We start from the raw sequence: 22,582 nt of genomic DNA, 5'->3' as shown, positions 1-22,582 counted from the left end.
CGGCAGCGGTCACCGCGGCCGCGTGTACCGTGCGCGCATGGCCGAGTGGGACCTGAGGAAGCTGCACATCCTGCGCACCCTGCGCGAGCGCGGCACCGTGACCGCGACGGCCGAGGCCCTGCACATGACGCCCTCGGCGGTCTCCCAGCAGCTGACCAATCTCGCCGCCCAGCTCGGTGTGCCCCTGCTGGAGGCGCACGGCCGCAGGGTTCGGCTCACCGACGCGGCCCGGCTGGTACTGGCGCACGCGGAGGCCGTGTTCGAGCAGCTGGAGCGGGCCGACGCAGCGCTCGCCGCCTACGCGCAGGGGGAGGCGGGCGAGGTCAGGGTCGGTGCCTTCCCGACCGCCGTCCCCGCCCTGGTCGTACCGGCCGTACGGGCCCTGCGCACCACGCACCCGCAGGTCACCGTACGCGTGCGGGAGGCGGAGGCCGCCGAGGCCTACGACCTGCTGGCCGCCGGTGACGTCGACCTCGCCCTCTCCCTGGCGGCCGAGGCCCCGAGCGCGGCCGACCGCCGCTTCACCCATGTGCCCCTGCTGACCGACCCCCTCGACGTGGCTCTGCCGCCCGGCCATCCCCTGGCCGGCGCCGACGTCCTGAAGCTGACCGATCTGGCCGCGGAACCCTGGATCTTCGGCGGCAGCGGCCCCTGGTCGGACATCACCCGCCGCGCCTGCGAGGCGGCCGGCTTCAGCCCTCACCAGGGCCACTCGGCCTCCGGCTGGACGGCGATCCTCGCCATGGTGGAGGCCGGGATGGGCGTGGCCCTGGTCCCGCGGATGGCGGCCGGCCGCCAAGACGGTGTCGTCCTGCGCGAACTGACCGCGGACCGCCCGGTCCGGCACGTGGTGGCGGCGGTCCGCAAGGGCGGCGGGACGGGCCCGCCGGTGGCCCGGGTGCTGCGGGCGCTGCGGGACGCGGCGGCCCGGCCGCCGGCTCCCGGACGAGACTCCTGACAAGGGTGGGAAAAGGCGTGGGCGCCCGGTGCCGACAGCACCGGGCGCCCCGTCACCTCACAGCAGGCCGTACAGAGGGCCGTACGGAGGACTACTCGGCCGCCGCGTCCGCGGCCTGGGCCTTCAGGGCCCGCTCGACGCCCGCGCGGGACTCCGAGACGAGGCGGTGCAGGGCCGCGTTCGGCTCGGCCGCGGTGAACCAGGCGTCCGTCCTGGCCAGGGTGGCCTCGGACACCTGGACCGACGGGTACAGGCCCACCGCGATCTGCTGGGCGATCTCGTGCGAACGGGCGTCCCAGACGTCCTTGACGACCTCGAAGTACCGGTCCGCGTACGGCGCCAGCAGCTCGCGCTGGTCGGTCTGCACGAAGCCGCCGATCACGGCCTCCTGCACGGCGTTCGGCAGCTTGTCGGAGTCGATGACCGACGACCAGGCCTCCGCCTTGGCCTCCTCCGTCGGACGGGCCGCGCGCGCGGTGGCCGCGTGGCGCTCACCGGCGGCCGTCTTGTCCCGCTCGTACTCGGCGGCGATCTCCGCCTCGTCGAACCGGCCGACGGCCGCGAGACGCTCCACGAAGGCCCAGCGCAGCTCCGTGTCCACGACCAGGCCCTCGACCGTCTGCGTGCCCTCCAGCAGCGCCTCCAGCAGGTCCAGCTGCTCGGGGGTGCGCGCGGTCGCCGCGAACGCCCGCGCCCAGGCCAGCTGGTGGTCGCTGCCCGGCTCGGCCGCGCGCAGGTGGGCCAGCGTGGCGTCGGTCCAGCGGGTGAGCAGGGACTCGCGTGCGGCCGGGTCGGCGTACAGGTCGAGCGCCAGCTTGACCTGACGGTGCAGCGACTGCACCACGCCGATGTCGGACTCCTTGCCGATGCCGGACAGCACCAGCGAGAGGTAGTCGCGGGTGGGCAGCTCGGCGTCCCGGGTCATGTCCCACGCCGAGGCCCAGCACAGGGCGCGCGGCAGGGAGGAGTCGAAGTCGCCGAGGTGCTCGGTGACGAACGCCAGCGACTGCTCGTCCAGGCGGACCTTGGCGTACGACAGGTCGTCGTCGTTCAGCAGGATCACCGCCGGGCGGCGCTTGCCCGTCAGCTGCGGTACGGCCGTCAGCTCGCCGTCGACGTCCAGCTCGACCCGCTCGGTGCGCACCAGCTTGCCGGTCGCCTCGTCGAGGTCGTACAGGCCGATCGCGATGCGGTGCGGGCGCAGGACCGGCTCGCCCTTGGCACCGGCGGGCAGGGCGGGGGCCTCCTGACGGACGGCGAAGGCCGTGACCACACCGGCCCCGTCCGTCTCCACCTCCGGGCGCAGCACGTTGATGCCCGCCGTCTCCAGCCACTTCTTCGACCACGTCTTCAGGTCGCGGCCGGAGGTCTCCTCCAGGGCGCCCAGCAGGTCGGACAGACGCGTGTTGGAGAACGCGTGCCGCTTGAAGTAGGCCTGCACGCCCTTGAAGAACTCGTCCTCGCCGACGTACGCGACGAGCTGCTTGAGCACGCTCGCGCCCTTGGCGTAGGTGATGCCGTCGAAGTTGACGAGCACGTCGTCCAGGTCGCGGATGTCGGCCATGATCGGGTGCGTGGACGGCAGCTGGTCCTGCCGGTACGCCCAGGTCTTCATGGAGTTCGCGAACGTGGTCCACGAGTGGGGCCAGCGCGAGCCGGGCGCGGCGGCCTGGCAGGCGATGGAGGTGTAGGTGGCGAACGACTCGTTCAGCCAGAGGTCGTTCCACCACTCCATGGTGACCAGGTCGCCGAACCACATGTGGGCCAGCTCGTGCAGGATGGTCTCGGCGCGCAGCTCGTAGGCGGCGTCGGTGACCTTCGAGCGGAAGACGTACTGGTCCCGGATGGTGACCGCGCCCGCGTTCTCCATCGCGCCCGCGTTGAACTCGGGGACGAACAGCTGGTCGTACTTCGCGAACGGGTACGGGTAGTCGAACTTCTCCTGGAACCAGTCGAAGCCCTGCCGGGTCACCTCGAAGATGGCGTCCGCGTCGAGGTGCTCCGCGAGCGACGGCCGGCAGTAGATGCCCAGCGGCACGGACTGGCCGTCCTTCTCGTACACGCTGTGCACGGAGTGGTACGGGCCCACGATCAGCGCGGTGATGTACGACGAGATGCGCGGGGTCGGCTCGAAGACCCAGACGTTGCCCTGGGGCTCCGGGGTCGGCGAGTTGGAAATGACCGTCCAGCCCTCGGGCGCCTTCACGGTGAACTGGAAGGTGGCCTTCAGGTCCGGCTGCTCGAAGGAGGCGAACACCCGGCGGGCGTCCGGCACCTCGAACTGGGTGTAGAGGTACGCCTGCTCGTCCACCGGGTCGATGAAGCGGTGCAGGCCCTCACCGGTGTTGGTGTAGGCGCAGTCGGCGACGACCCGCAGGATGTTGCGCCCCTCCAGCAGTCCGGGCAGCGCGATCCGTGAGTCCTTGAACACCTCGGCGGGGTCCAGCCGGTCGCCGTTGAGGACCACCTCGTGGACGGTCGGGGCCACCAGGTCGATGAAGGACTCGGCGTCGCCGCGGGCGACGTCGAAGCGCACCGTGGACACGGACCGGTAGGTGCCGCCCTCCTGCGCGCCGGAGAGGTCGAGATCGATCTCGTACGAGTCAACGGTGAGCAGCTCGGCCCGCTGCTGCGCCTCTTCGCGAGTCAGGTTTGTGCCAGGCACGCGGTCATCTCCTCGTTATGTGTCGGTTGCGCCATCCTTCCATGCGATCGACGGGGAAGGCGATGTCCGGTTCCCGCCGGTGAGCGAGGCGGCGCGGCGGGACGCTTGGGGACATGACCACCTGCACCGCACGCCCCGTCACCCCCGAGGCCCTGAGGTCCCTGCGCGTCGCCGACGACGCGGGCCGGCCCCCGGTCCCCTTCACCGATGCGGAGGGCGGTGCTCCACTGCGCTGCTGCCTGCGCCACAGCACCGCCGGCGAGCTGATCGCCCTGGTGGCGTACGCCCCGCTGCGCCGCTGGGCGGCCGAGGCGGGCGTCGACCCGGGCGCCTACGACGAGCAGGGCCCGGTGTTCATCCACGCGCAGGAGTGCCCCGGTCCGGCGGACACCGCCCTGCCCTTCACCCACGCCCACCGCACCGTGCGCCGCTACTCGGCCGACGGCCGGATCCTCGGCGGCCGGCTGGTGGCGGACGGGGAGAGCTTCCAGGAGGCCTTCGCGCAGGCCTTCACCGACCCGGAGGTGGCGTTCGTCCACGTCCGGGCGGTGGAGTACGGGTGCTTCCTGTACGAGGTCCGGCGCGGCTAGGACGAGGGCCTGTGCGGGGTGCGGGCGCGGCGCCGGTAGGCCGTGGCCCGTACGGAGACGGTGACCGCGGCGGGCAGGCGGCCAGCACCGGCCAGGTCCGCGGGATCCACGTGGCGCGCGCTCGGTGTCATCCCCACCAGGTCGACGGCGTCCGCGGCGCCGAGGGGGAGCCGGTACTCGACCTCCTCGGTGACGGCGGGCCCGAAAAAGGGGGACAGGGCCTGCCGCAGCCGCTGTTCCTTGGCCGGGTCGACCGTGACCGTCCCCGGCACCCGGCCGCGCAGCTCGGCGAGGTGCCGGCCCGTGGGGCGTACGACCACCAGCCGGCCGGACGGGCGCAGCACCCGGTGGAACTCGGACGGGTTGCGTGGGGCGAACACGTCCAGCACGACGTCGGCCGCCTCGTCGGCCAGCGGGAAGGGACGGAAGACGTCCCAGGACACCGCGGCGGCCCTGTCATGGGCCCGGGCCGCCGAGCGCAGGGCGCGCACCGAGGTGTCCAGCCCCAGGCCCCGGGCCCGGGGCAGCCCGTCGAGGACGCCGGCGAGGTAGTAGCCGGTGCCGCATCCGACGTCCACGACGGTGCCCCGCCCGGGCAGGGCACCGGCCGCCAGGCGGGTCACCGCCCGCCGGACGGGGTCGTACCCGCCCGTGGACAGGAACCGGTCCCGGGCCCGGACCATGGCCGCGTCGTCGCCGCTGGTGGCCCGGGTGCCGGTGAGGAGGCCTACGTAGCCGTGCCGGGCGATGTCGAAGCTGTGGCCCGCCGGGCAGCGCAGGGCGCCGCGGCCGGGGCGGAGGCGGGGTGCGCGGCAGGACGGGCAGCGCAGCAGATCGAGGAACGGTTCGAGGGCGGGCGGATGCGACGCGGGCATGAGGCACTCCTGGCGAGGTGAAGGGGAGGAGTCGTGCCTGCGGGCGCGCGGAGGCGCTGCCTCGGGACGAGGTGGTTCAGGGCAGGCACGCCGAGGAGGGCGATGCCGTCCGGCGTCGCCCTCGGTGTCCTCCGGTCACAGGAAGCAGTGGTGCGGGGTGCTCAGGAATGCCACGCCGTGAGTCTAGGGGGCACGGGAGCCGCGCTCGTACGAGGGAGCCGCGACCAGCCGGGCTATGCATGACCATGCGAGATGTTGCATACTCTTTCTATGTCCAAGGTCCTCACTTCCCTTCCGGTCGGCGAACGCGTCGGCATCGCCTTCTCCGGCGGCCTCGACACCTCGGTCGCCGTCGCGTGGATGCGCGACAAGGGCGCCGTCCCGTGCACCTACACCGCCGACATCGGCCAGTACGACGAGCCCGACATCGCCTCGGTGCCCGGCCGTGCGACGACCTACGGTGCCGAGGTCGCGCGCCTGGTCGACTGCCGGGCGGCCCTGGTCGAGGAGGGGCTGGCCGCGCTCGCCTGCGGCGCGTTCCACATCCGCTCGGGCGGGCGCGCCTACTTCAACACCACGCCCCTCGGCCGGGCCGTCACCGGCACCCTGCTGGTGCGGGCGATGCTCGAGGACGACGTGCAGATCTGGGGCGACGGCTCCACCTTCAAGGGCAACGACATCGAGCGGTTCTACCGCTACGGCCTGCTCGCCAATCCCCACCTGCGGATCTACAAGCCGTGGCTGGACTCGGACTTCGTCACCGAGCTGGGCGGCCGCAAGGAGATGTCGGAGTGGCTGGTCGCCCACGGGCTGCCCTACCGCGACAGCACCGAGAAGGCCTACTCCACCGACGCCAACATCTGGGGCGCCACCCACGAGGCGAAGACCCTGGAGCACCTGGACACCGGCGTCGAGACCGTCGAGCCGATCATGGGCGTGCGGTTCTGGGACCCCGCGGTCGAGATCGCCCCCGAGGACGTGACGATCGGCTTCGACCAGGGCCGTCCGGTGACGATCAACGGCAAGGAGTTCGCCTCCCCGGTCGAGCTGGTCATGGAGGCCAACGCCATCGGCGGCCGGCACGGGCTCGGCATGTCGGACCAGATCGAGAACCGGATCATCGAGGCCAAGAGCCGCGGCATCTACGAGGCCCCGGGCATGGCCCTGCTGCACGCCGCCTACGAACGCCTGGTCAACGCCATCCACAACGAGGACACCCTCGCCCAGTACCACAACGAGGGCCGCAAGCTCGGCCGGCTCATGTACGAGGGCCGCTGGCTGGACCCGCAGGCGCTGATGATCCGCGAGTCGCTGCAGCGCTGGGTCGGCGCGGCGGTCACCGGTGAGGTCACGCTGCGGCTGCGGCGCGGCGAGGACTACTCCCTCCTCGACACCACCGGCCCGGCGTTCAGCTACCACCCGGACAAGCTGTCCATGGAGCGCACCGAGGACTCCGCGTTCGGTCCCGCGGACCGCATCGGCCAGCTCACCATGCGCAACCTCGACATCGCCGACTCCCGCGCCCGCCTCGAGCAGTACGCCGGCCTGGGCATGGTCGGCACCGAGCACCCGGCGCTGATCGGCGCGGCCCAGGCCGCCTCCACCGGCCTGATCGGCGCGATGCCCCAGGGCGGCGCCGAGGCGATCGCCTCCCGTGGCGAGGTCACGGAGGAGGACGCGCTGCTCGACCGTGCCGCGATGGAGTCCGGCACGGACTGATCCCCGCCCGCACAGCGCTCCCACGGCCCCGACGGTCCCGCACCGCCGGGGCCGTGCGCGTCCGGGGACACGGCAGGGGCGGCCACGCGACCGTGACCGCCCCTGTGCCGGAGAGCCGGACTACTTCTCGGACAGCTCCGCCGCCACCAGCTCCGCGATCTGCACCGCGTTCAGCGCGGCGCCCTTGCGGAGGTTGTCGTTGGAGACGAACAGCGCGAGGCCGTTCTCCACCGTCTCGTCGCCCCGGATGCGGCCGACGAAGGACGGGTCCTGACCGGCCGCCTGCAGCGGGGTCGGGATGTCGGAGAGGGCGACGCCCGGGGCCTTCGCGAGCAGCTCGGTCGCCCGCTCCGGGGAGATCGGGCGGGCGAAGCGGGCGTGGACCTGCAGGGAGTGGCCGGAGAAGACCGGGACGCGCACGCAGGTGCCGGAGACCTTCAGGCCGGGGATCTCCAGGATCTTGCGGGACTCGTTGCGCAGCTTCTGCTCCTCGTCGGTCTCGTTCAGACCGTCGTCGACGAGGTTGCCGGCCAGCGGCAGCACGTTGAAGGCGATGGGCCGCTTGTAGACGTTCGGCTCGGGGAAGTCGACCGCCGCGCCGTCGTGCGTCAGCTTGTCGGCCTCGGCGGCCACCTTCTGCACCTGGCCGTGCAGCTCGGCCACGCCCGCGAGACCCGACCCGGACACCGCCTGGTAGGTGGCGACGACCAGCGCCTCCAGGCCGGCCTCCTCGTGCAGCGGCTTCAGGACCGGCATCGCGGCCATCGTCGTGCAGTTCGGGTTGGCGATGATGCCCTTGGGACGGTCGGCGACCGCGTGCGGGTTCACCTCGGAGACCACCAGCGGGACCTCGGGGTCCTTGCGCCAGGCCGAGGAGTTGTCGATCACGACGGCGCCCTGGGAGGCGACCTTCTCGGCCAGCGCCTTGGAGGTGGCGCCGCCCGCGGAGAAGAGCACGATGTCCAGGCCGGTGTAGTCGGCGGTGGACGCGTCCTCCACCGTCACCCCGTCCAGCACGGTGCCGGCCGAGCGGGCCGAGGCGAACAGACGCAGCTCCGTCACCGGGAAGTTCCGCTCCGTGAGGATCCTGCGCATGACCGTGCCGACCTGACCGGTGGCTCCGACGATTCCGACCCTCACGGTGTCTCCCTCTGTGTGTCTCGTGCATGACCGGGGCTTTTCCATCATGCGGCCGACCCCGGTCCACCTGTCCAATTCTTTGCGAGGCGTGCCCGAAGAGTGGGACACGATCACCCGGCGGACGGTTGCGTACGTCCACCGGTCACCCCTCCTGAGCTGGAGAAATTACCTCCGCTGGACGCCCGGGCCGCAAGCTGTGCTGTCCCGTCCCTGCCCGTGCGGATTCCGGCCACACGGCGATGTGACGTACGCCTCTGCGGACCCTCGGGACGGGGTCGAACGTTTTGGCCCGCTGTCACGTCGAAGGGGAAACGCGTGAGGGGGGTGGCTGGTGCTGCGCGGAGGGGCGCGCCGCGACCAGGGGGCGTGCACCGGTGCGGACCGCATCGGTGACGATCCGCTGGACGCGGCCCAGGAACGCCGGGTGCGGGCGGTGCTCGCGCTCGGCGGGGTGCCGCAGTCGGACCTGCCGGACGGGGTGCAGCAGGTCCGGCTGCGGCTGCTGGAGCGGACCGCGAGCGGCAGGGAGGCACCGCGGGACGTGTCGGCGTGGGCGGCGGTGGTCGCCTCCAACCTGGCCATGGACTGGCACCGGGCCAAACGGCGCCAGGAGCGGCTCGGGGAGCGGCTGGCCGCGCTGCACGAGCCCGTGCACCCCTCCGGCGAGGAGACCAGCCTGCTCTCCCTCGCCGTCGCCCAGGGGCTGGACGAACTGCCCGCGCCCCAGCGGCAGGTGCTCGTGCTGCGCTTCTTCGCCGACCTGCCCGTCCGGGGCATCGCCGAGGAGCTGGGCATCCCCGAAGGCACGGTCAAGAGCAGGCTGCACACGGCGGTCCGCGCCCTGCGCGACCGCCTCCACGAGGACGAGGTGGTGTGACGTGACCGCCGAGCAGGGGGGCGCGCAGGGCGCCGGGAACGCCGGGGAGTACGGCGGTATGGACGCGCTGATGGCGGCGATCACCGGCGACCCGCTGCCGGAGGAGGCCCGCCGGGACCCCGCCTTCGTCGCCGAGCACCGGGCGGCCGAGGCCGACGTGACGGTGCTGAGGGAACAGCTGGCCCGGCTGGCGGAGGCGCTCACCGGGGAGGGGCGGGAACCGGAGGCCGCTGAGCCGGCCCGAACCGAGCCCCGTTCCGCGGACTCCCGGTCCACCGAGTCCCGTTCGGCTACGCGCGCCCGCGGCGGCAGGCGTCCCGCGAGCCCGGGCCGTCGTCCTCCGCGCCCCGGGCGGCCCTCCGGGCCCCGCCGGGCGGGGCGGACCGCGCTCGGGGCGCTCGCCGGTGCGGGGGTCTTCGCGCTGGCCCTCGGGTTCGGCTGGGTGGTGACGCACTCCGGCGCCGTGGACGACCGTGGCGGCGCCGTCAGCGCCGCGGACAACGACAAGCGGGCCGACGCGGCGGGGTCGAAGGCCTCCGGGGACGGCGTGCGGCCGTCGGACCCGGCGCTGGAGCTGGCCTGCTCCCGGCTGGTCGTGGAGGGCACCGTGACCGGGGTGGAGCCGCAGCAGGCGTCCCCCTGGAGCCGGATCACGCTGAAGGTGATCCGCTCCTACAAGCCCGCGCACGGACCCGCCGAGGTCAGCTTCCTGCTCGACGACGGCGCCCGGCCGGCCCCGCGCACGGGACAGCACGTGCTCGTCCAGGTCGGCGCGGGACAGCGGAACGCGAGCCTGTGGGCCGTCGGCGACACCCGCGTGGCCGCCGACCGCGCCTGGATCACCGAGGCGCTGCCCGAGTCCCGGCACACGGCCTGCCCGTCCGACGGGTGAAGAGACGGGCAGGGGCGGGCGCCCGCACGGACACCCGCCCCTCCCCGAGGCACCCCGTCGTTACGGCGTGACCTTCTCGATCTTCACGCTGCCGGTGCCCGCGACCGTGCCGCGCGCGTTCACGAGCTGCACCTGGCCGAAGAACTCACGGCCGGCCGGGGCCTGCGCCGCGGCCGTGACCTGCCCGGTGACCGTGGCCGAGTCGCCCGTGCCGAGCGCGACCGGCGCCGAGCCGTCGACCGTGACCGAGCCGAGCGTGGGGGAGAAGAACACGTCCCGGTAGTCGTAGTCGGTCGAGCCGGACGGGACCGAGTAGCCCACCACCCGGATGGTGTACGTACCGGCGGCCGGGGACGCGAGGGACACCGCCTCCTCCGAGTCGCCGTCGGCGGACTGGGCGACCTGCTTGCCGCTCGCGTCGTACACCGTCAGGTCGAGGTCGGCCGCCGTGTCCGAGACGCTCCCGATGGCGACGTCCAGGGACTTGGCGCCGGCCGGGACCTCCACCGTGGTGGTCTGCGTCTCGCCCTGCTTGATGGACGGCCGGGCCGTCTTGGCCGAGCCGAGCGGACCGCCGACGAGCTTGCCGTCGAGGGCCGCGTACGCGTTGGTGACCTTCCAGCTCGCGCCGGCCGGGCTGCCCACCTTCGCCTCGGGCACGGTCACGGTCTGCGGGTCGAAGGACGCGCCGAGCACGGAGGCGTCCAGCGTGTACGGGTTGTCCAGCAGCGGTGAGGTCCGGCGCGCCTCGACCTCGACCTCCCAGACGCCGGGCTGCGGGTCGGCGTAGGAGCGCACGTCGGGCTTGCAGCCGTTGCCGTCCAGGTAGTTCGCGTAGCAGTACGGGGTGCTGGTGTTGTCGACCGGGACGCCGTACGGGTGGATGGCGATGAACCGGGTCTGGCTCCTGTCCTTCAGCCCGCCGATCGCCACCTCCAGCGACTTCGCGCCCTCGGGCACGGTCAGGAAGTACGACCGCGTGCTGTTGCGCTGCACCGAACCCGACACCGAGTAGGTGTACCGCACGGGGGACGAGACCACGACCGTCGTCAGGATCTGCTTGTCGATGCCCTCGGTGCTCGGGTCGTCGACCTCCAGGATCGCGCTCTTCAGACCCGCAGACCCGGGGGCCGCCTGGACCTTGACGGTCACCGGCTGGCCCAGCGGCAGCCGCACCACGTCGTCGCCGACGATCCGGAAGGTGTGCCCGGCGTTGTTCTCGAAGTGCAGCTCGTGCCGGACCGCCTTGTCCGGGCCGGAGGTACGGGTGATCGTGACCTCGTACGTCTTCTTCTGGCCCGCCTGCAGACCGCCCTCACGGTCGTACAGGCCGGTGCCGAAGCCCGGGGTCTTCAGGGCGTGGTCGATCGCGGTGTCGACCGGGGCCTTGACGGTGTACTCGTGGGCGTCGGCGCCGTCGCGGATGGCGTCCCAGGCGTCCACGACGTCGATCAGGCCCGCGCCCTCCTCGTACGCCTGCACGCCCTTGATGTGGTCGGCCGTCGAGGTCAGCGCCGTGCGCAGGGTGGCCGGCGTGAGGCCGATGTGCTGCTGCTTCGCGGCGCTCAGCAGCAGCGCGGAGGCGCCGGTGGCCTGCGGGGAGGCCATCGAGGTGCCCTGGAGCATCGAGTAGCCGGCCGGCAGCGAGTAACCCGCCTCGGCGACCGGGGAGCCGGGCAGCCAGGTCTGGGTGCTGTTGATCGCGGCGCCGGGCGCGACCAGCGTCGGCGTGAAGCCGCCGTCCTCCCGGGGGCCGCGCGAGGAGAAGGGCATCATCTGGTACTTCTTCTGCACGGCCGAGCCGTAGTTCGCGGCCCAGGTCTCCTTGGAGACGGCCGCGCCGACCGAGATCACCTTGTCGGCGAGACCGGGGTCGCCGATGGTGTTGGCGCCGGGGCCGGAGTTGCCCGCGGAGATCACCAGCTGGACGCCGTAGGTGTCGATGAGCCGGGTGTACAGCTCGGCGCGCGCGTTGTTGCCGTCGTTCAGCGCGGGCAGGCCGCCGATCGACATGTTGACGATGTCGACGCCCCGGTTCGCGACCAGGTCGATCATGCCCTCGGTGAGGGCCACGTTGGTGCAGCCGCCGGTCCAGGTGCAGGCGCGCGAGGAGACGATCTTCGCGCCGGGGGCCGCGCCGTTCATCTTCCCGCCGAACAGGCCGTTGGCGGCGGTGATGCCGGCCACGTGGGTGCCGTGCTCGGACTCGATCACGCCGATGTTGACGAAGTCGGCCTTCTTGCCGGCCCAGGACCCGCCGTAGGGGTCCATCGGGACGTCCTTGCGGATCTGCACGACGAACGGCACCCGCTCGGCCACGTCGGTCCTCGGGTCGTCCGTGCCGAAGTAGCCGACCTGGTACCCGTCCTTGTACGGCTTCATCGCGGTGTCGTCGGTGAAGTCGTGGTCGTTGTCCAGGTCGACGGTGACCGTGCCGGCCGCCGGGTCGTAGAGCACGCCCCAGCTGTCGGTGGTGTCGCCGTCACGGTTCAGGTCGCCCTTCTCGTCGCCGCCCGTGGTCGCGGACTCCTTGAAGGTGCTGATCTCGTACGAGCCGGCGGGCGCAGTCCAGGTCGCGCCGCCGTAGCCGAAGCTCGAGCCGGAGACGGCGGTCACCATGGGGCGCCAGGTCGCGTCGCCGTCCGCTATCGGGTCGGTCGAGGTCACCCAGTCGACGATCTTCCGCTCGCCGGTGGTGGTCTGCTGCAGCGCCGGGTGGCCGAGGTCGACTCCGGAGTCGAGGATGCCGATGGTGACACCGCGGCCGTCCGCCTTCGGGTGCTCCCTGACGAAGTCGACGGCACCGGTCTCGAAGGACGGGTTGTAGGGGTTCTCGGCCGGGGTGTTCCTGCCGGGAGCGGGGTAACCGCCGGTCGCGTGGCCGCCCTTGAGGTCCCCGGCGGTGCCGGGCGCCGGATCGTCGAGGGGGATCTCCTGCCGCAGGTCGATGGCCTGCACCGAGGACAGCGCGGCGGCGGCCGCGATGGCCGAGTCCGCCCTGGCGGTCGGCACGGTGGCGCGGACGTAGCCGAGCTTGTCGTAAGTGCGGCCCACGGAGCCGCCCTTGACGGCGTCCAGCTGCTCGGCGACCTGCTCGGTCCGGCCGGGGGCCGTCGCGATCATCATGGTGACGGTCTTGTCACCGCCCGCCTTGGCCTCGGCGAGCAGGTCGGCGTCGTCCGAACCCAGCTTGTCGTGGGCGGACTTGACGCCGGTGGCGGGGGTGGTGACCGGTGCGTCCGCGGCGAGGGCGAGGGGTACGGGGCCCACCGCGGAAAGAGCGGCGACCACGCCCACGGCCACGGCTGTGCGGGCCAGGCGTCTCGGGCCGGGTATGGGATCGGGGGTGTGGGTCATCGGCATCCCTTGCAGGTGAGGAAACCAGTGCCGGACGAGCGCACAGCTTTACCCAAGGGACGGGACTTTGGTGTCCGTTGACCAGAACGAGATGCATGTATGGGGAAAACCCGCGATGGGTTCTGGGCGGATAAGTCCCCTGTGGAGGGGAATTCGCTCAGCTCTCCTTGGAGCGGGCGTAGTGCCGGGAGGCCTTGGCCCGGTTGCCGCAGGCGGCCATCGAGCACCAGCGGCGGGTGCCGTTCCGGGACGTGTCGAAGAAGTGCAGGATGCAGCTGCCGCCGGAGCAGGTGCGGATCCGCTCCGGGGCCCGGGTGATCAGCTCCAGGTAGTTCCGCGCGGCGAGCCAGGCCGGACCCCAGGACGGGTCGGCGAACTCGGGCTCCTCGGCGGGGCCCGCGACGGTCAGTCGCGCCCGGATCCGCCCGTGCGCGAGAACGGAGTCCACGAGCGGCGCGGCCTCCTCGGGCGACCCGTGCACCGCGGCCCGGAGCGCCTCGCGCGCCTCGCGCAGATGGTCCAGCACGTCCGCGTCGGCCGGATGCGCGCCGGCCAGCCCGTTGCTCGCGAGCCACACCGCCAGCCCCTCGGTGCCGGCGAGCAGGTCCTGGGTGACGCCCTCGCGGTTCCAGCGGGTGTTGAGCAGGTCGAGCGCGAGGGGCTCGCCGGTGAGCGGCCGGGGGTCGCGGGTGCTGGACATCGGGCACTCCTTCTCGGTCTAACCACTGAAGAGTACGTGACCGGTTGCGCCGGCGCATCTAACCGCCTAGTGTGACTGACGAAGGTTAGATACCTCGAAGGGAAGCGCCATGACCCCGCGCCTCGCGCACACCGGCCTGAACGTCACCGACCTCGACCGCTCGCTCGCCTTCTACCGGGACCTGCTGGGCTTCGCCCTGCTCGCCGAGGGCAAGGAGGACGACCGGCGCTACGCGCTGCTGGGGGAGAGCGGTGGACAGCCCCTCGTCACCCTCTGGCAGCAGGCACGGGGGCCGTACGACCGCGGCCGGGCCGGACTGCACCACCTCGCCTTCACCGTCGACTCGATCGACCGCGTCCGTGCCTACGAGACCGCGCTGCGGGCCGCGGGAGTGGACTTCGCCCATGACGGCGTGGTGGCCCACCGGGAGGGCGGCACCTCGGGCGGGATCTTCTTCCACGACCCGGACGGCACCCGGCTGGAGATCGCCGCCCCGCTCGGCCCGGAGGGTGCCCCGGCCCCGCACGCCTCGGCCCCCACCTGCGGCTTCTTCTAGCCATGAGCGTCTACCACGCGGGATCGCGGGCGCTGCAGGACCTGGTCGGCGTCCGCGACCGCGCCGACCATGTCGGCCGCTCCCTCGGCCAGGACATCAAGCCGGTCGCCGCTGCCTTCCTGGAACTCCAGCCGCTGCTGATCGCCGGTGCGGCGGCCCCGGAGAGCGGGAAGGTCTGGGCCTCACCGCTCACCGGCACCCCCGGCTTCGTCCGGGCCACGGGGCCCCGGCAGATGTCCGTCGTCACCGGCGCCGGGACCGGCCCGCTCGCCCTGGCCCTGAAGACCCCGCGCACCCCCCTGGGCACCATCGCCCTGGACCCCCGCACGCGCCGCCGTATGCGCCTGAACGGCCGGCTGAGGCCGACACCCCGCGGGTTCGCCGTGGAGGCGGACCAGGTCTTCTCCAACTGTCCCCGGCACATCCAGCGCCGGGAGTCCTACGAGACCGTCCCCGACCGCGTCTCGGGCACCCCCGACCGTGTCACCGAACTCGGGTCGCGGCACGAGGAGTTCATCCGCGCGGCCGACACCTTCTTCCTGGCCACGGTGCACCCCGGCGGAGCCGACGTCAGCCACCGCGGCGGCAACCCCGGCTTCGTCCGGGTCACCTCACCGCGCGAACTGCTCTGGCCGGACTACCCCGGCAACGCCATGTTCCTCTCCCTCGGCAACCTGCGCACCGACCCCCGCGCGGGTCTGCTCTTCCTCGACTGGGAGACCGGCACCACGCTCCAGCTCACCGGCGACGCCCGCACCGAGTTCACCGCCGCCGGCGAACGGACGGTCCGCTTCACGCTCACCGAGGCCCTGTGGACCCCGGCGGCCCTGCCGTTGCGCTGGTCGGCGCCGCAGTACTCACCGGCCGACCCGCCCGGCTAACGTCGTCGGATGCGACCGAAGTTGAGGGTGGCGGCCTACGCCGTGTGCGTCCGTGACGGACAGCTCCTGCTCGCCCGGTCACCGGCGCCCGACGGGACTCCCGAGTGGGTGCTGCCGGGCGGCGGCATGGAGCACGGCGAGGACCCGTACGACACCGTCCGCCGCGAGGTCACCGAGGAGACCGGCTACCGCATCGAGGTGACCGGTCTGCTCGGCATGGACTCGCACCGGCTGGTCAACGACCCCCGAGTCGGCCGACGTGTGGACTTCCAGGGGCTGCGGATCGTCTACGAGGGCGAGATCACGGGTGGGGAACTCCGCTACGAGACCGGCGGATCCACCGACTGCGCGGCCTGGCACGACCTGGACGCCGTACCCGGTCTGGTGCGCGTCCGGCTCGTCGACATCGGCCTGCGGCTGTGGCGCGAACGACCGGCCCACGGACGGCTGGAGAACCGTCCCCTACCCCGGCAGATGAACGAGGAGTGACCGCCCCACGGCCACTCGCGATCCACTCCGTGGCCGACCCCGGTACCCCGTGATCCACGTACGGTGATCGGCGCTGCGCGTTGCCGCCGCGTTCACGCGCAGGTCATCCCCGCTGCCAACCATCCAGAGCGAGCGGGGCGTTCACGCCTGTGACGCCCCGCGACCACTGCCGACGCGTTCGCACTCGGGGAGATCGCGCCATGTCGCGCATACGCTCTGTCGCCGCCTCCGCCACGGGGGTCCACCGCCGTACCGTCCTCGCCGCCGCCGGAGCGGTCTCGCTCTCCGCGGGCGTCGGCTACGCCCTGCGTCCCACCGACAGCCGGGCCGCCACCACCACGGCGGCCGGCGACGGCACCGCCGAGGCGCCCGTCGCCCACTCCGGGCAGGCCGCCACCACCTCGCTCGCCCCCTACACCAAGGGCACCACCCTCGCCTCCGTCGCCGCCCCGCGGAACAGCTCCGGCTACCGCAGGCTCGGGGACGGCCCCGGCTGGAAGCGGGTCGTGCGCAGCGAGCTGGCCGCACCCAAGTCCGGCCGCGCGGGGCGCCGTACGACGCTGGCCGCGTTCGTGCAGTTCACCGACCTGCACCTGACGGACGTCCAGCACCCGCTGCGCCTGGAGTACCTGCGTTCCGGCGACCCGCACTCCTGGCGCCCGCACGAGGCGCTCACCGTGCCCGGTGCCATCTCGCTGGTCGAGCGGGTCAACGCGCTGCGGGGCGCCCCGGTCACCGGTGCCCCGCTCCACTTCGTCATGACCACCGGGGACAACACCGACAACAACGCCCACTCCGAACTGGAGTGGTTCATGAAGGTGATGAGCGGGGGCCGCGTCACCCCCAACACCGGGGATCCCAAGCACTACGAGGGCGTGCAGAACAGCGGTCTGAAGCTGTTCTGGCAGCCCGACTCCACCACCCGCGACAACGACAAGGCGCTCGGCTTCCCGCACCTGAAGGGCTTCCTGGCCGCGGCGGTCCGCGAGGCGAAGAGCCCCGGCCTCAACCTGCCCTGGTACTCCACCGTCGGCAACCACGACAACCTCCCGCTCGGCTGCTACGGCTCCCACGGCGACCCCTACCTCGCCGAGGCCGCGATCGGCGGCAAGAAGCTGATGAGCGTGTCCGCCGCCGACGCCAAGAAGCTCCAGGCCGCCATCAAGAAGGCCACCGACCCCAAGGGCGCCGGCTACCGGGACTTCCTCAAGGCCCACGCCCGGTCCATGCACTCGGTCACCGCGGACGACAAGCGGGCCCCGTACACCCCGGCCGACTATCTGAAGGCCCACCTCGATCCGGCCCACCAGGGCCACGGCCCGGTCGGTCACGGCTACTCCTCGGCGAACCTGGACGCGGGCACCCAGTACTACGCCTTCCGCATCTCCGACGACGTGATCGGCATCAGCCTCGACACCACCGACGCCGGCGGCCACTACGAGGGCTCCCTCGGCACCGCCCAGCTGAAGTGGCTGGACAAGACGCTGAAGGACCACAAGGACTCCTACGCCGTCGTCTTCAGCCACCACACCAGCAAGTCCATGACCAACACCCGCCCGGACCCGGCCCGTCCCGGCGAGAAGCGGCACGGCGGCGCCGAGGTGGTCTCCGTGCTGTCCGCCCACGCCAACGTGCTGGCCTGGGTGAACGGGCACATCCACAGGAACGTCATCACCCCGCACAAGGCCTCCGGCGGCCGCTCCTTCTGGGAGATCTCCACCGCCTCGCACATCGACTACCCCCAGCTCGCCCGGGTGATCGAGCTGGTCGACAACAAGGACGGCACGATCTCGCTGTTCACCACCCTCATCGAGTCGGCCGCCCCGCACCGCACGGACTACGCCGACCTCTCCCAGACCGGCCTCGCCGCCCTCTACCGCGAGCTGTCCTACAACGCCCCCGGCGCGAACAAGGGCCTCGCGGGCAGCGCGGCCGACCGGAACACGGAGCTGGTGCTGAAGAAGGGCTGAAATTAGCCCAACTGGCCCAACAGAAGGCAACCTTCGCACCTCCCGCACCGGTTTCTTCCCCCGACCGCACCGAACACCACAGGTTGGGGGAAGACATGCGCGTGAGGACGACACTGGTGGGAGCCACCGCCGTACTCCTGACGGCGGCCCTCGCGGCCCCGGCGGCCGCCGCCACGGGGAGCCGTTCCGCCGGGGGCCACGCCGACACCCGCAAGGCCCACGCCGACACCGGCAAGGCCCACGCCGACACTCGCAAGGCCCTCGAAGCGGCCGTCGTGGCCGGGGTGCCCGGCGCGACCGCCACCGTGCGGGACGTGCACGGCACCTGGTCCACGGCCGTGGGCACAGGCGACCTGCGCACCGGCGCGCCGCGCTCGGCGGCCGACCGCTACCGCGTCGGCAGCATCACCAAGACCTTCGTCTCGACCGTCCTGCTCCAGCTGGAGTCCGAGGGCCGGCTGTCGCTGGACGACAGCGTGGAGAAGTGGCTGCCGGGCGTGGTGCACGGCCACGGCCACGACGGCCGCCGCATCACCGTCCGTCAGCTGCTCAACCACACCAGCGGCATCTACAACTACACCGAGGACGAGGGCTTCGGCCGGGACTACTTCACCAAGGAGGGCTTCGACCGGCACCGCTACGTCACGCTCACCCCGGGCCGCCTGGTGGCCATCGCCATGCGGCACGAGCCGGACTTCGCGCCGGGCACCTCCTGGCACTACTCCAACACCAACTTCGTGGTGGCCGGCATGGTGATCGAGAAGGTGACGGGTCGCCCGTACGCCGAGGAGATCACCCGCCGCATCATCGGGCCCCTGCATCTGAGGGCCACGTCCCTCCCCGGGACACGGGTGACCGTGCCGCAGCCGAGCAGCCGCGCGTACTCGAAATTCACCGACCCGAAGGGGCCGACGTACGACGTCACGAACCTGAACCCGTCCCTGGCCTCCACCGCCGGGGAAATGATCTCGAACTCCGCGGATCTCGATCATTTCTACAGTGCCCTGCTCGGCGGAAAACTCCTTCCGCCGCATCAGCTGAAGGAAATGAAGACGACGGTCGAGATCAAAGAAGCCCCGAACGCGGGAAGCTATGGTCTCGGGCTCATGGAGACCCCGCTGAGCTGCGGCGTTCACGTCTGGGGCCACGACGGTGGCATTCACGGATCGACCTCTGTGGCGATCACGACGGAGGACGGCCGGCATTCCCTCGCGTCCAATTTCAACGGTGACTGGACCGGGGACGCCCGTGCCGTGGCCGAAGCGGAATTCTGTTAGCCAACGTTTCATTCGCGTCGCTTCGTGTTAACACGTACGCAATGTCCGTACCGCCTCATATCGGCTAACCCGCGATGGACGGGGATGGCTCGATCTTCTCGATCATTTATGCAAGGCGGGTGGTCGTCGTGCGCGCTCGGCACGAACTGCGTGTGCTCTCGGTCTACGAGGGTTTCTTCTCCGGAGGAGCCCGGATCGTGCACAGTGACGTCGTCCTGGGACTGGCCGAGGGCGGCCAGTCCCACCAGGTACTCAGCATCCACGGAGAGGTCCACCGCGAGGCCACCCGGCAGCGCATGGAGGACGACCCCTGCTACCGCTCGCTCACGGCCGGCGGGGTCGGTGTCACCTCCCTGGGCCGCAGCGCGGGCCTGGTCGACGGCACGGTCGCGGCGAACGTTTTCAGCGGCCCGGAGCTGGCCGAAACGGCACGGGTGACGGCGGGCGCGGATGTGATCCTCTCCCTGAAGGAGCAGCCGCTGGCCCTCCTCAACCAGGCCGGCCTGCCCCGCCGCCCGGTCGTGGTCTGCCTGCACCGCTCCGACCCGGAGAACCAGGGCCCCGCGCTGGACGAGCTGAAGGCCGCGATCGCCGACGGCACGGTGGCGGCCTGCGTGTGCTGCGCGGAGTCGACGCGGGCGGCGTACGAGGCGGCCGGCATCCCGTCCCACCTGCTGCACGTCATCCCCAACGGCGTGGACCTGCTCCGGTTCCGCCCCGACGGGGCGGCCCGGCTCGCCTTCCGGTCGTCCCTCGGCATCGCGCCCGGGGCGCCGGTGATCGTCTTCGCCGCCCGGTACGCCGCGATGAAGAACGTCCCCCTCCTGCTCGCCGCCGCCCGCACCTGGCTGGGCCGCGAGGGCGGCGGGCACGTGGTGATGTGCGGGGCCGGCATGACGGACGCCAACCCCGCCCTGCGCGCCGACCTGGCCGACGCCTTCGCGGACGCCCCGGACCTCGCCGGCCGGGTGCACCTGCTGGGCGTACGGCAGGACATGGAGAAGGTGTACGCCGGGGCCGACGCCGTCGCCCTGACCTCCGTCTCCGGGGAGGCCGCCCCGCTGTGCCTGATCGAGGGCATGATGTGCGGCGCGGTCCCGGTGACGACCGACGTCGGCGACAGCGCGTCCCTCGTCGCGGGCCTCGGCTTCGTCACCCCGCCGGACCCGGGCGCGATCGCCCTGGCCTGGACGGCCGCGGTCGCGGGCCGCCCGGCCCTCGCCCCGGCGCTGGAGGCCGCCCGCGAGCGGTTCAGCCGTACGAGGATGATCGCGGCCTACGCGGCCCTGCTGGACCGCGTGCACACGGAGGCCGCGCCCGCACCGACGCTGCGGGAGCCGCGGTAGCGGCCGGGCCGCCGGCCCCGCTCAGGACACCCGGTCGAGGACGGGCAGGTAGCCGAGCTGCTGTCCCGGTGCCGTCGGGTGGTACGACTCGGTGACCGCGAGCACGTCGACGCTGTGCAGCCAGGGGCTGCGGGAGCAGATCTCGTGGCCCGCGAAGGCGGTCGTGACGTCGGCGAAGGTGAACCCGTGGTCGGCGGCGCGCTTGGCGATCACACCGTTGAGGTGGTCGACGGCGTCGTTGACGGCGGCGCGCTCGCTGTCCCGCAGGCCCGCCCGGCAGGTGCCGCCGAGCTGGTAGAGGTGCGGATAGCCGAGCACCACGACGTGGGCGGCGGGAGCCCGGTCCCGGATGGCCGAGTAGAGCCGGTCCAGGCCCTGCGGGAGGGAGCTGTCCATGGTGGTGCGGGCGTGCTCGACCGCGGACAGGCAGGGAGTGGCGCCGCCCAGCGCGCAGATCGTCATGACGGCGCCGAAGCCCGACTCGCTGCCGCCGACGGTCAGGCTGACCAGCCGGGTGCCGGGGCCGAGCGGGCCGAGCTGGTCGGCCAGGACGTCGCTCGCCCGGGCGCCGTTGCAGGCGGTGAAGGCGAAGGTCCCCGCCCGGTGCGCCGCCGCCCACAGGACGGGGTACGACCGGCTGCTGCGCTTGCAGCCCGCGGGGCCGGGGAGGTAGTCACCGGCGCCCACGCCGGCGGAGTAGGAGTCGCCGAGGGCCACATAGGCGGGGGTCACCGCCGAAGGCGCCGCCTGGGCCGTCGCCGGGCCGGCGAGGACGAAGGCGGCGGCGAGCAGGAGCGAGGACGAACACGCCACTATCCGGGACTGTCGCATACCTCTCGTGTAGCGCGGCCCGGCCGGTCCCGCGCGGGCCGGTCGCCCGTCCGGCGCCCTCGGCTGGCCGGACGCCCGCGGGCATGCATCGGCCGCCGCGTCCTGCCACGGGGGCGGTCCGGGTCCGGGCCCGTGGCGCGCGGCGGTCCGGCGGACTTCACCCGAAGGGCCGTCACCCGTTCGCCGTCACCCGCCGCGCACGAGAGGTCGCGGCCCGTACGGACAGCCGCGTACGGACGGGCGCGCACGAGGAGGGGCCACCGGATCGGCTCCGGTGGCCCCTCCTCTCCCCTCCCGATGCTCCCCCCGGCTGTCATTCCGGCCGTCACTACCGGGGCAGCACCACGACGTAGGCGGCCGGGTCGCGGTCGCCGGAGGCCATCAGCGCGGTGCGGATCACCGCCGCCTGCTGGTCCGTCGCGTCCCCGAGCTTCTTGGGCGTGATGTGCACGACCGTGATCCCGAGCCGCTCCAGGTGCTCCCTCTTGCGCGCGTACTCCGACCACACCTCGTCCTCGTCCTCCCGCTGGTCGTGGCGCGGGGCGCGGGTGTCGAGCTCGACCGCCACCGCCTGGTCCGGCCAGTAGGCGTCCACGCCGCCCAGGTGCGGTCCGCCCGGCAGGCGCAGGTCCACGTTCCACACCGGGTCCGGCAGGCCGTACTCGGTGACCATCCGGTAGAGGCGGTCCTCCGCGATCGACCGGCCCTCCGCCAGCAGCGCGTCCACCGCGTCCACCACGTGCGGGTGGTTCAGCAGCTTCGCCAGGGTCAACTCCTTCACCACGGCGGCCGGTTCGCAGAGGCCCGCGCGCACCGCCTCGGTCAGCAGCCGGCGTACGGCCTGGGCGTCCGTCAGCTCGGCGACCGCGTCCGCCAGCGCCCTCGGCACCGGTGCCACCGGCAGACCCGTCACCGTGCGCGGGGTGGGGAGCGAGGGGGTGCGCAGCACCCGCACGTAGCCCGTGGAGCGCAGCCGGCGCAGGCGGGGGACCAGGACGTCGATGCGCTCCAGCGCGAGCAGCGGCGGGGTGGAGGAGAAGCCGTACAGGGTCAGGGCCGCGAGACCCGTGATCATCGCCTCCGCGTAGAACGGGCGGTGCGGGCCCTCGGCCGTCGGCTGGACCGGCACGCCCGGCGTGGACTCGCGGGCCGCGTACAGCAGGGCCCCGTGCAGCCGCTCCTCGCTCGTCGGCGGACCGGGGTGCAGGAGGACCACGTTCGGGAGCAGCAGCTGCCAGGGGCCGTCGGCGCGGCACCGGTCGTTCAGCTCGGCCGTCGTCACGCCGTGGGAGCGGAGCTGGGCCGTGGACAGGACGCGGCGGTGGACCTCGGAGAGGTGGCGGAGGGGGCGGGGGGAGAGCGGGGTGTTGTGCGTCATGGCCTCGAAGTTCCCGCGTCCCGTCCCACCCGTAACCGGTGTTACACGGTCGTCGAGAAATGCGGACAACCCGACACTAAA

Annotated in this window: 18 protein-coding genes; 11 read left to right on the top strand and 7 right to left on the bottom strand. The window is 72.6% G+C overall.

From position 1 onward, the window contains the following. Positions 1-37: 37 nt before the first annotated feature. Positions 38-958: a LysR family transcriptional regulator gene (locus ACIHEJ_RS15870; RefSeq protein ID WP_400135401.1), complete on the top strand. Its 921-nt coding sequence runs from the start codon at positions 38-40 to the stop codon at positions 956-958. Between the two features lie 91 nt (positions 959-1,049). Here the strand turns inward: ACIHEJ_RS15870 and pepN are convergent, their stop codons facing one another. Continuing rightward, positions 1,050-3,623 carry an aminopeptidase N gene (gene pepN / locus ACIHEJ_RS15865; protein ID WP_400135400.1) on the bottom strand — a complete coding sequence of 858 codons (2,574 nt, stop codon included), beginning with the start codon at positions 3,621-3,623 and terminating at the stop codon, positions 1,050-1,052. Between the two features lie 113 nt (positions 3,624-3,736). On the opposite strand from pepN, the gene ACIHEJ_RS15860 reads away from it, so the two are divergent. Continuing rightward, entirely contained in the window at positions 3,737-4,213 is a 477-nt protein-coding gene (locus ACIHEJ_RS15860; RefSeq protein WP_400135399.1) for a DUF1203 domain-containing protein, read from the top strand. Here the strand turns inward: ACIHEJ_RS15860 and ACIHEJ_RS15855 are convergent. Beyond that, entirely contained in the window at positions 4,210-5,088 is an 879-nt protein-coding gene (locus ACIHEJ_RS15855; RefSeq protein ID WP_400135398.1) for a putative RNA methyltransferase, read from the bottom strand. The two genes, ACIHEJ_RS15860 and ACIHEJ_RS15855, sit on opposite strands and share 4 nt — an antisense overlap. 270 nt (positions 5,089-5,358) lie before the next feature. Here ACIHEJ_RS15855 and argG point away from each other — a divergent pair, with 270 nt between their 5' ends. Continuing rightward, entirely contained in the window at positions 5,359-6,807 is a 1,449-nt protein-coding gene (gene argG / locus ACIHEJ_RS15850) for an argininosuccinate synthase (RefSeq protein ID WP_400135397.1), read from the top strand. A 120-nt stretch (positions 6,808-6,927) separates the two neighbouring features. Here argG and ACIHEJ_RS15845 read toward each other — a convergent pair whose 3' ends face one another. Then, positions 6,928-7,947, bottom strand: a complete 1,020-nt coding sequence (locus ACIHEJ_RS15845; protein ID WP_400135396.1) for an aspartate-semialdehyde dehydrogenase — start codon at positions 7,945-7,947, stop codon at positions 6,928-6,930. A 331-nt stretch (positions 7,948-8,278) separates the two neighbouring features. Here ACIHEJ_RS15845 and ACIHEJ_RS15840 point away from each other — a divergent pair, with 331 nt between their 5' ends. Further along, the gene (locus ACIHEJ_RS15840; protein WP_400135395.1) at positions 8,279-8,824 is read left to right on the top strand and encodes a sigma-70 family RNA polymerase sigma factor; all 546 of its coding nucleotides are present in this window, start codon (positions 8,279-8,281) and stop codon (positions 8,822-8,824) included. A gap of 1 nt (position 8,825) precedes the next feature. Next, positions 8,826-9,716: a hypothetical protein gene (locus tag ACIHEJ_RS15835; RefSeq protein ID WP_400135394.1), complete on the top strand. Its 891-nt coding sequence runs from the start codon at positions 8,826-8,828 to the stop codon at positions 9,714-9,716. A gap of 60 nt (positions 9,717-9,776) precedes the next feature. Here ACIHEJ_RS15835 and ACIHEJ_RS15830 read toward each other — a convergent pair whose 3' ends face one another. Together ACIHEJ_RS15830 and ACIHEJ_RS15825 are read right to left on the bottom strand one after the other, a co-directional pair. After that, entirely contained in the window at positions 9,777-13,073 is a 3,297-nt protein-coding gene (locus ACIHEJ_RS15830; RefSeq protein ID WP_400135393.1) for a S8 family serine peptidase, read from the bottom strand. Between the two features lie 157 nt (positions 13,074-13,230). Continuing rightward, positions 13,231-13,773 carry a CGNR zinc finger domain-containing protein gene (locus ACIHEJ_RS15825; protein ID WP_400135392.1) on the bottom strand — a complete coding sequence of 181 codons (543 nt, stop codon included), beginning with the start codon at positions 13,771-13,773 and terminating at the stop codon, positions 13,231-13,233. Positions 13,774-13,882: 109 nt separating this feature from the next. On the opposite strand from ACIHEJ_RS15825, the gene ACIHEJ_RS15820 reads away from it, so the two are divergent. From ACIHEJ_RS15820 to ACIHEJ_RS15795, 6 genes are all read left to right on the top strand, one after another. After that, positions 13,883-14,329: a VOC family protein gene (locus ACIHEJ_RS15820; RefSeq protein WP_400135391.1), complete on the top strand. Its 447-nt coding sequence runs from the start codon at positions 13,883-13,885 to the stop codon at positions 14,327-14,329. Positions 14,330-14,331: 2 nt separating this feature from the next. After that, positions 14,332-15,210: a pyridoxamine 5'-phosphate oxidase family protein gene (locus ACIHEJ_RS15815; protein WP_400135390.1), complete on the top strand. Its 879-nt coding sequence runs from the start codon at positions 14,332-14,334 to the stop codon at positions 15,208-15,210. 9 nt (positions 15,211-15,219) lie between these two features. Continuing rightward, positions 15,220-15,699, top strand: coding sequence for an NUDIX hydrolase (locus ACIHEJ_RS15810; RefSeq protein WP_400135389.1), 480 nt, complete (start codon positions 15,220-15,222; stop codon positions 15,697-15,699). A gap of 200 nt (positions 15,700-15,899) precedes the next feature. Beyond that, entirely contained in the window at positions 15,900-17,669 is a 1,770-nt protein-coding gene (locus ACIHEJ_RS15805) for a TIGR03767 family metallophosphoesterase (protein WP_400135388.1), read from the top strand. Positions 17,670-17,764: 95 nt separating this feature from the next. Then, a complete protein-coding gene (locus ACIHEJ_RS15800) occupies positions 17,765-18,946 on the top strand; it encodes a serine hydrolase domain-containing protein (RefSeq protein ID WP_400135387.1) in 1,182 nt (393 codons plus the stop codon). 152 nt (positions 18,947-19,098) lie between these two features. Then, complete coding sequence (locus ACIHEJ_RS15795) at positions 19,099-20,292, top strand: glycosyltransferase (RefSeq protein WP_400136114.1); 1,194 nt, start codon at positions 19,099-19,101, stop codon at positions 20,290-20,292. Between the two features lie 21 nt (positions 20,293-20,313). On the opposite strand, the gene ACIHEJ_RS15790 is transcribed toward ACIHEJ_RS15795, so the two are convergent. Next, complete coding sequence (locus tag ACIHEJ_RS15790) at positions 20,314-21,123, bottom strand: SGNH/GDSL hydrolase family protein (RefSeq protein ID WP_400135386.1); 810 nt, start codon at positions 21,121-21,123, stop codon at positions 20,314-20,316. A 328-nt stretch (positions 21,124-21,451) separates the two neighbouring features. Next, on the bottom strand, positions 21,452-22,501 hold the full coding sequence (locus ACIHEJ_RS15785) for a hypothetical protein (protein ID WP_400135385.1): 1,050 nt from the start codon (positions 22,499-22,501) through the stop codon (positions 21,452-21,454). Between the last annotated feature and the right edge of the window lie 81 nt (positions 22,502-22,582).

The organism is Streptomyces sp. NPDC052301 (genome assembly GCF_044593395.1).
Taxonomy (GTDB): domain Bacteria; phylum Actinomycetota; class Actinomycetes; order Streptomycetales; family Streptomycetaceae; genus Streptomyces.
Note: the sequence above shows the minus strand (reverse complement) of the source record. Positions and strands in the feature narration are given on the sequence as shown.

What these genes read in the sequence shown, in the direction of transcription:
- ACIHEJ_RS15870 (WP_400135401.1), top strand. Translation starts at nt 38, where the DNA reads ATGGCCGAGTGGGACCTGAGGAAGCTGCACATCCTGCGCACCCTGCGC.
- ACIHEJ_RS15860 (WP_400135399.1), top strand. Translation starts at nt 3,737, where the DNA reads ATGACCACCTGCACCGCACGCCCCGTCACCCCCGAGGCCCTGAGGTCC.
- ACIHEJ_RS15855 (WP_400135398.1), bottom strand. Translation starts at nt 5,088, where the DNA reads ATGCCCGCGTCGCATCCGCCCGCCCTCGAACCGTTCCTCGATCTGCTG.
- argG (WP_400135397.1), top strand. Translation starts at nt 5,359, where the DNA reads ATGTCCAAGGTCCTCACTTCCCTTCCGGTCGGCGAACGCGTCGGCATC.
- ACIHEJ_RS15830 (WP_400135393.1), bottom strand. Translation starts at nt 13,073, where the DNA reads ATGACCCACACCCCCGATCCCATACCCGGCCCGAGACGCCTGGCCCGC.
- ACIHEJ_RS15825 (WP_400135392.1), bottom strand. Translation starts at nt 13,773, where the DNA reads ATGTCCAGCACCCGCGACCCCCGGCCGCTCACCGGCGAGCCCCTCGCG.
- ACIHEJ_RS15820 (WP_400135391.1), top strand. Translation starts at nt 13,883, where the DNA reads ATGACCCCGCGCCTCGCGCACACCGGCCTGAACGTCACCGACCTCGAC.
- ACIHEJ_RS15815 (WP_400135390.1), top strand. Translation starts at nt 14,332, where the DNA reads ATGAGCGTCTACCACGCGGGATCGCGGGCGCTGCAGGACCTGGTCGGC.
- ACIHEJ_RS15810 (WP_400135389.1), top strand. Translation starts at nt 15,220, where the DNA reads ATGCGACCGAAGTTGAGGGTGGCGGCCTACGCCGTGTGCGTCCGTGAC.
- ACIHEJ_RS15805 (WP_400135388.1), top strand. Translation starts at nt 15,900, where the DNA reads ATGTCGCGCATACGCTCTGTCGCCGCCTCCGCCACGGGGGTCCACCGC.
- ACIHEJ_RS15800 (WP_400135387.1), top strand. Translation starts at nt 17,765, where the DNA reads ATGCGCGTGAGGACGACACTGGTGGGAGCCACCGCCGTACTCCTGACG.
- ACIHEJ_RS15790 (WP_400135386.1), bottom strand. Translation starts at nt 21,123, where the DNA reads ATGCGACAGTCCCGGATAGTGGCGTGTTCGTCCTCGCTCCTGCTCGCC.
- ACIHEJ_RS15785 (WP_400135385.1), bottom strand. Translation starts at nt 22,501, where the DNA reads ATGACGCACAACACCCCGCTCTCCCCCCGCCCCCTCCGCCACCTCTCC.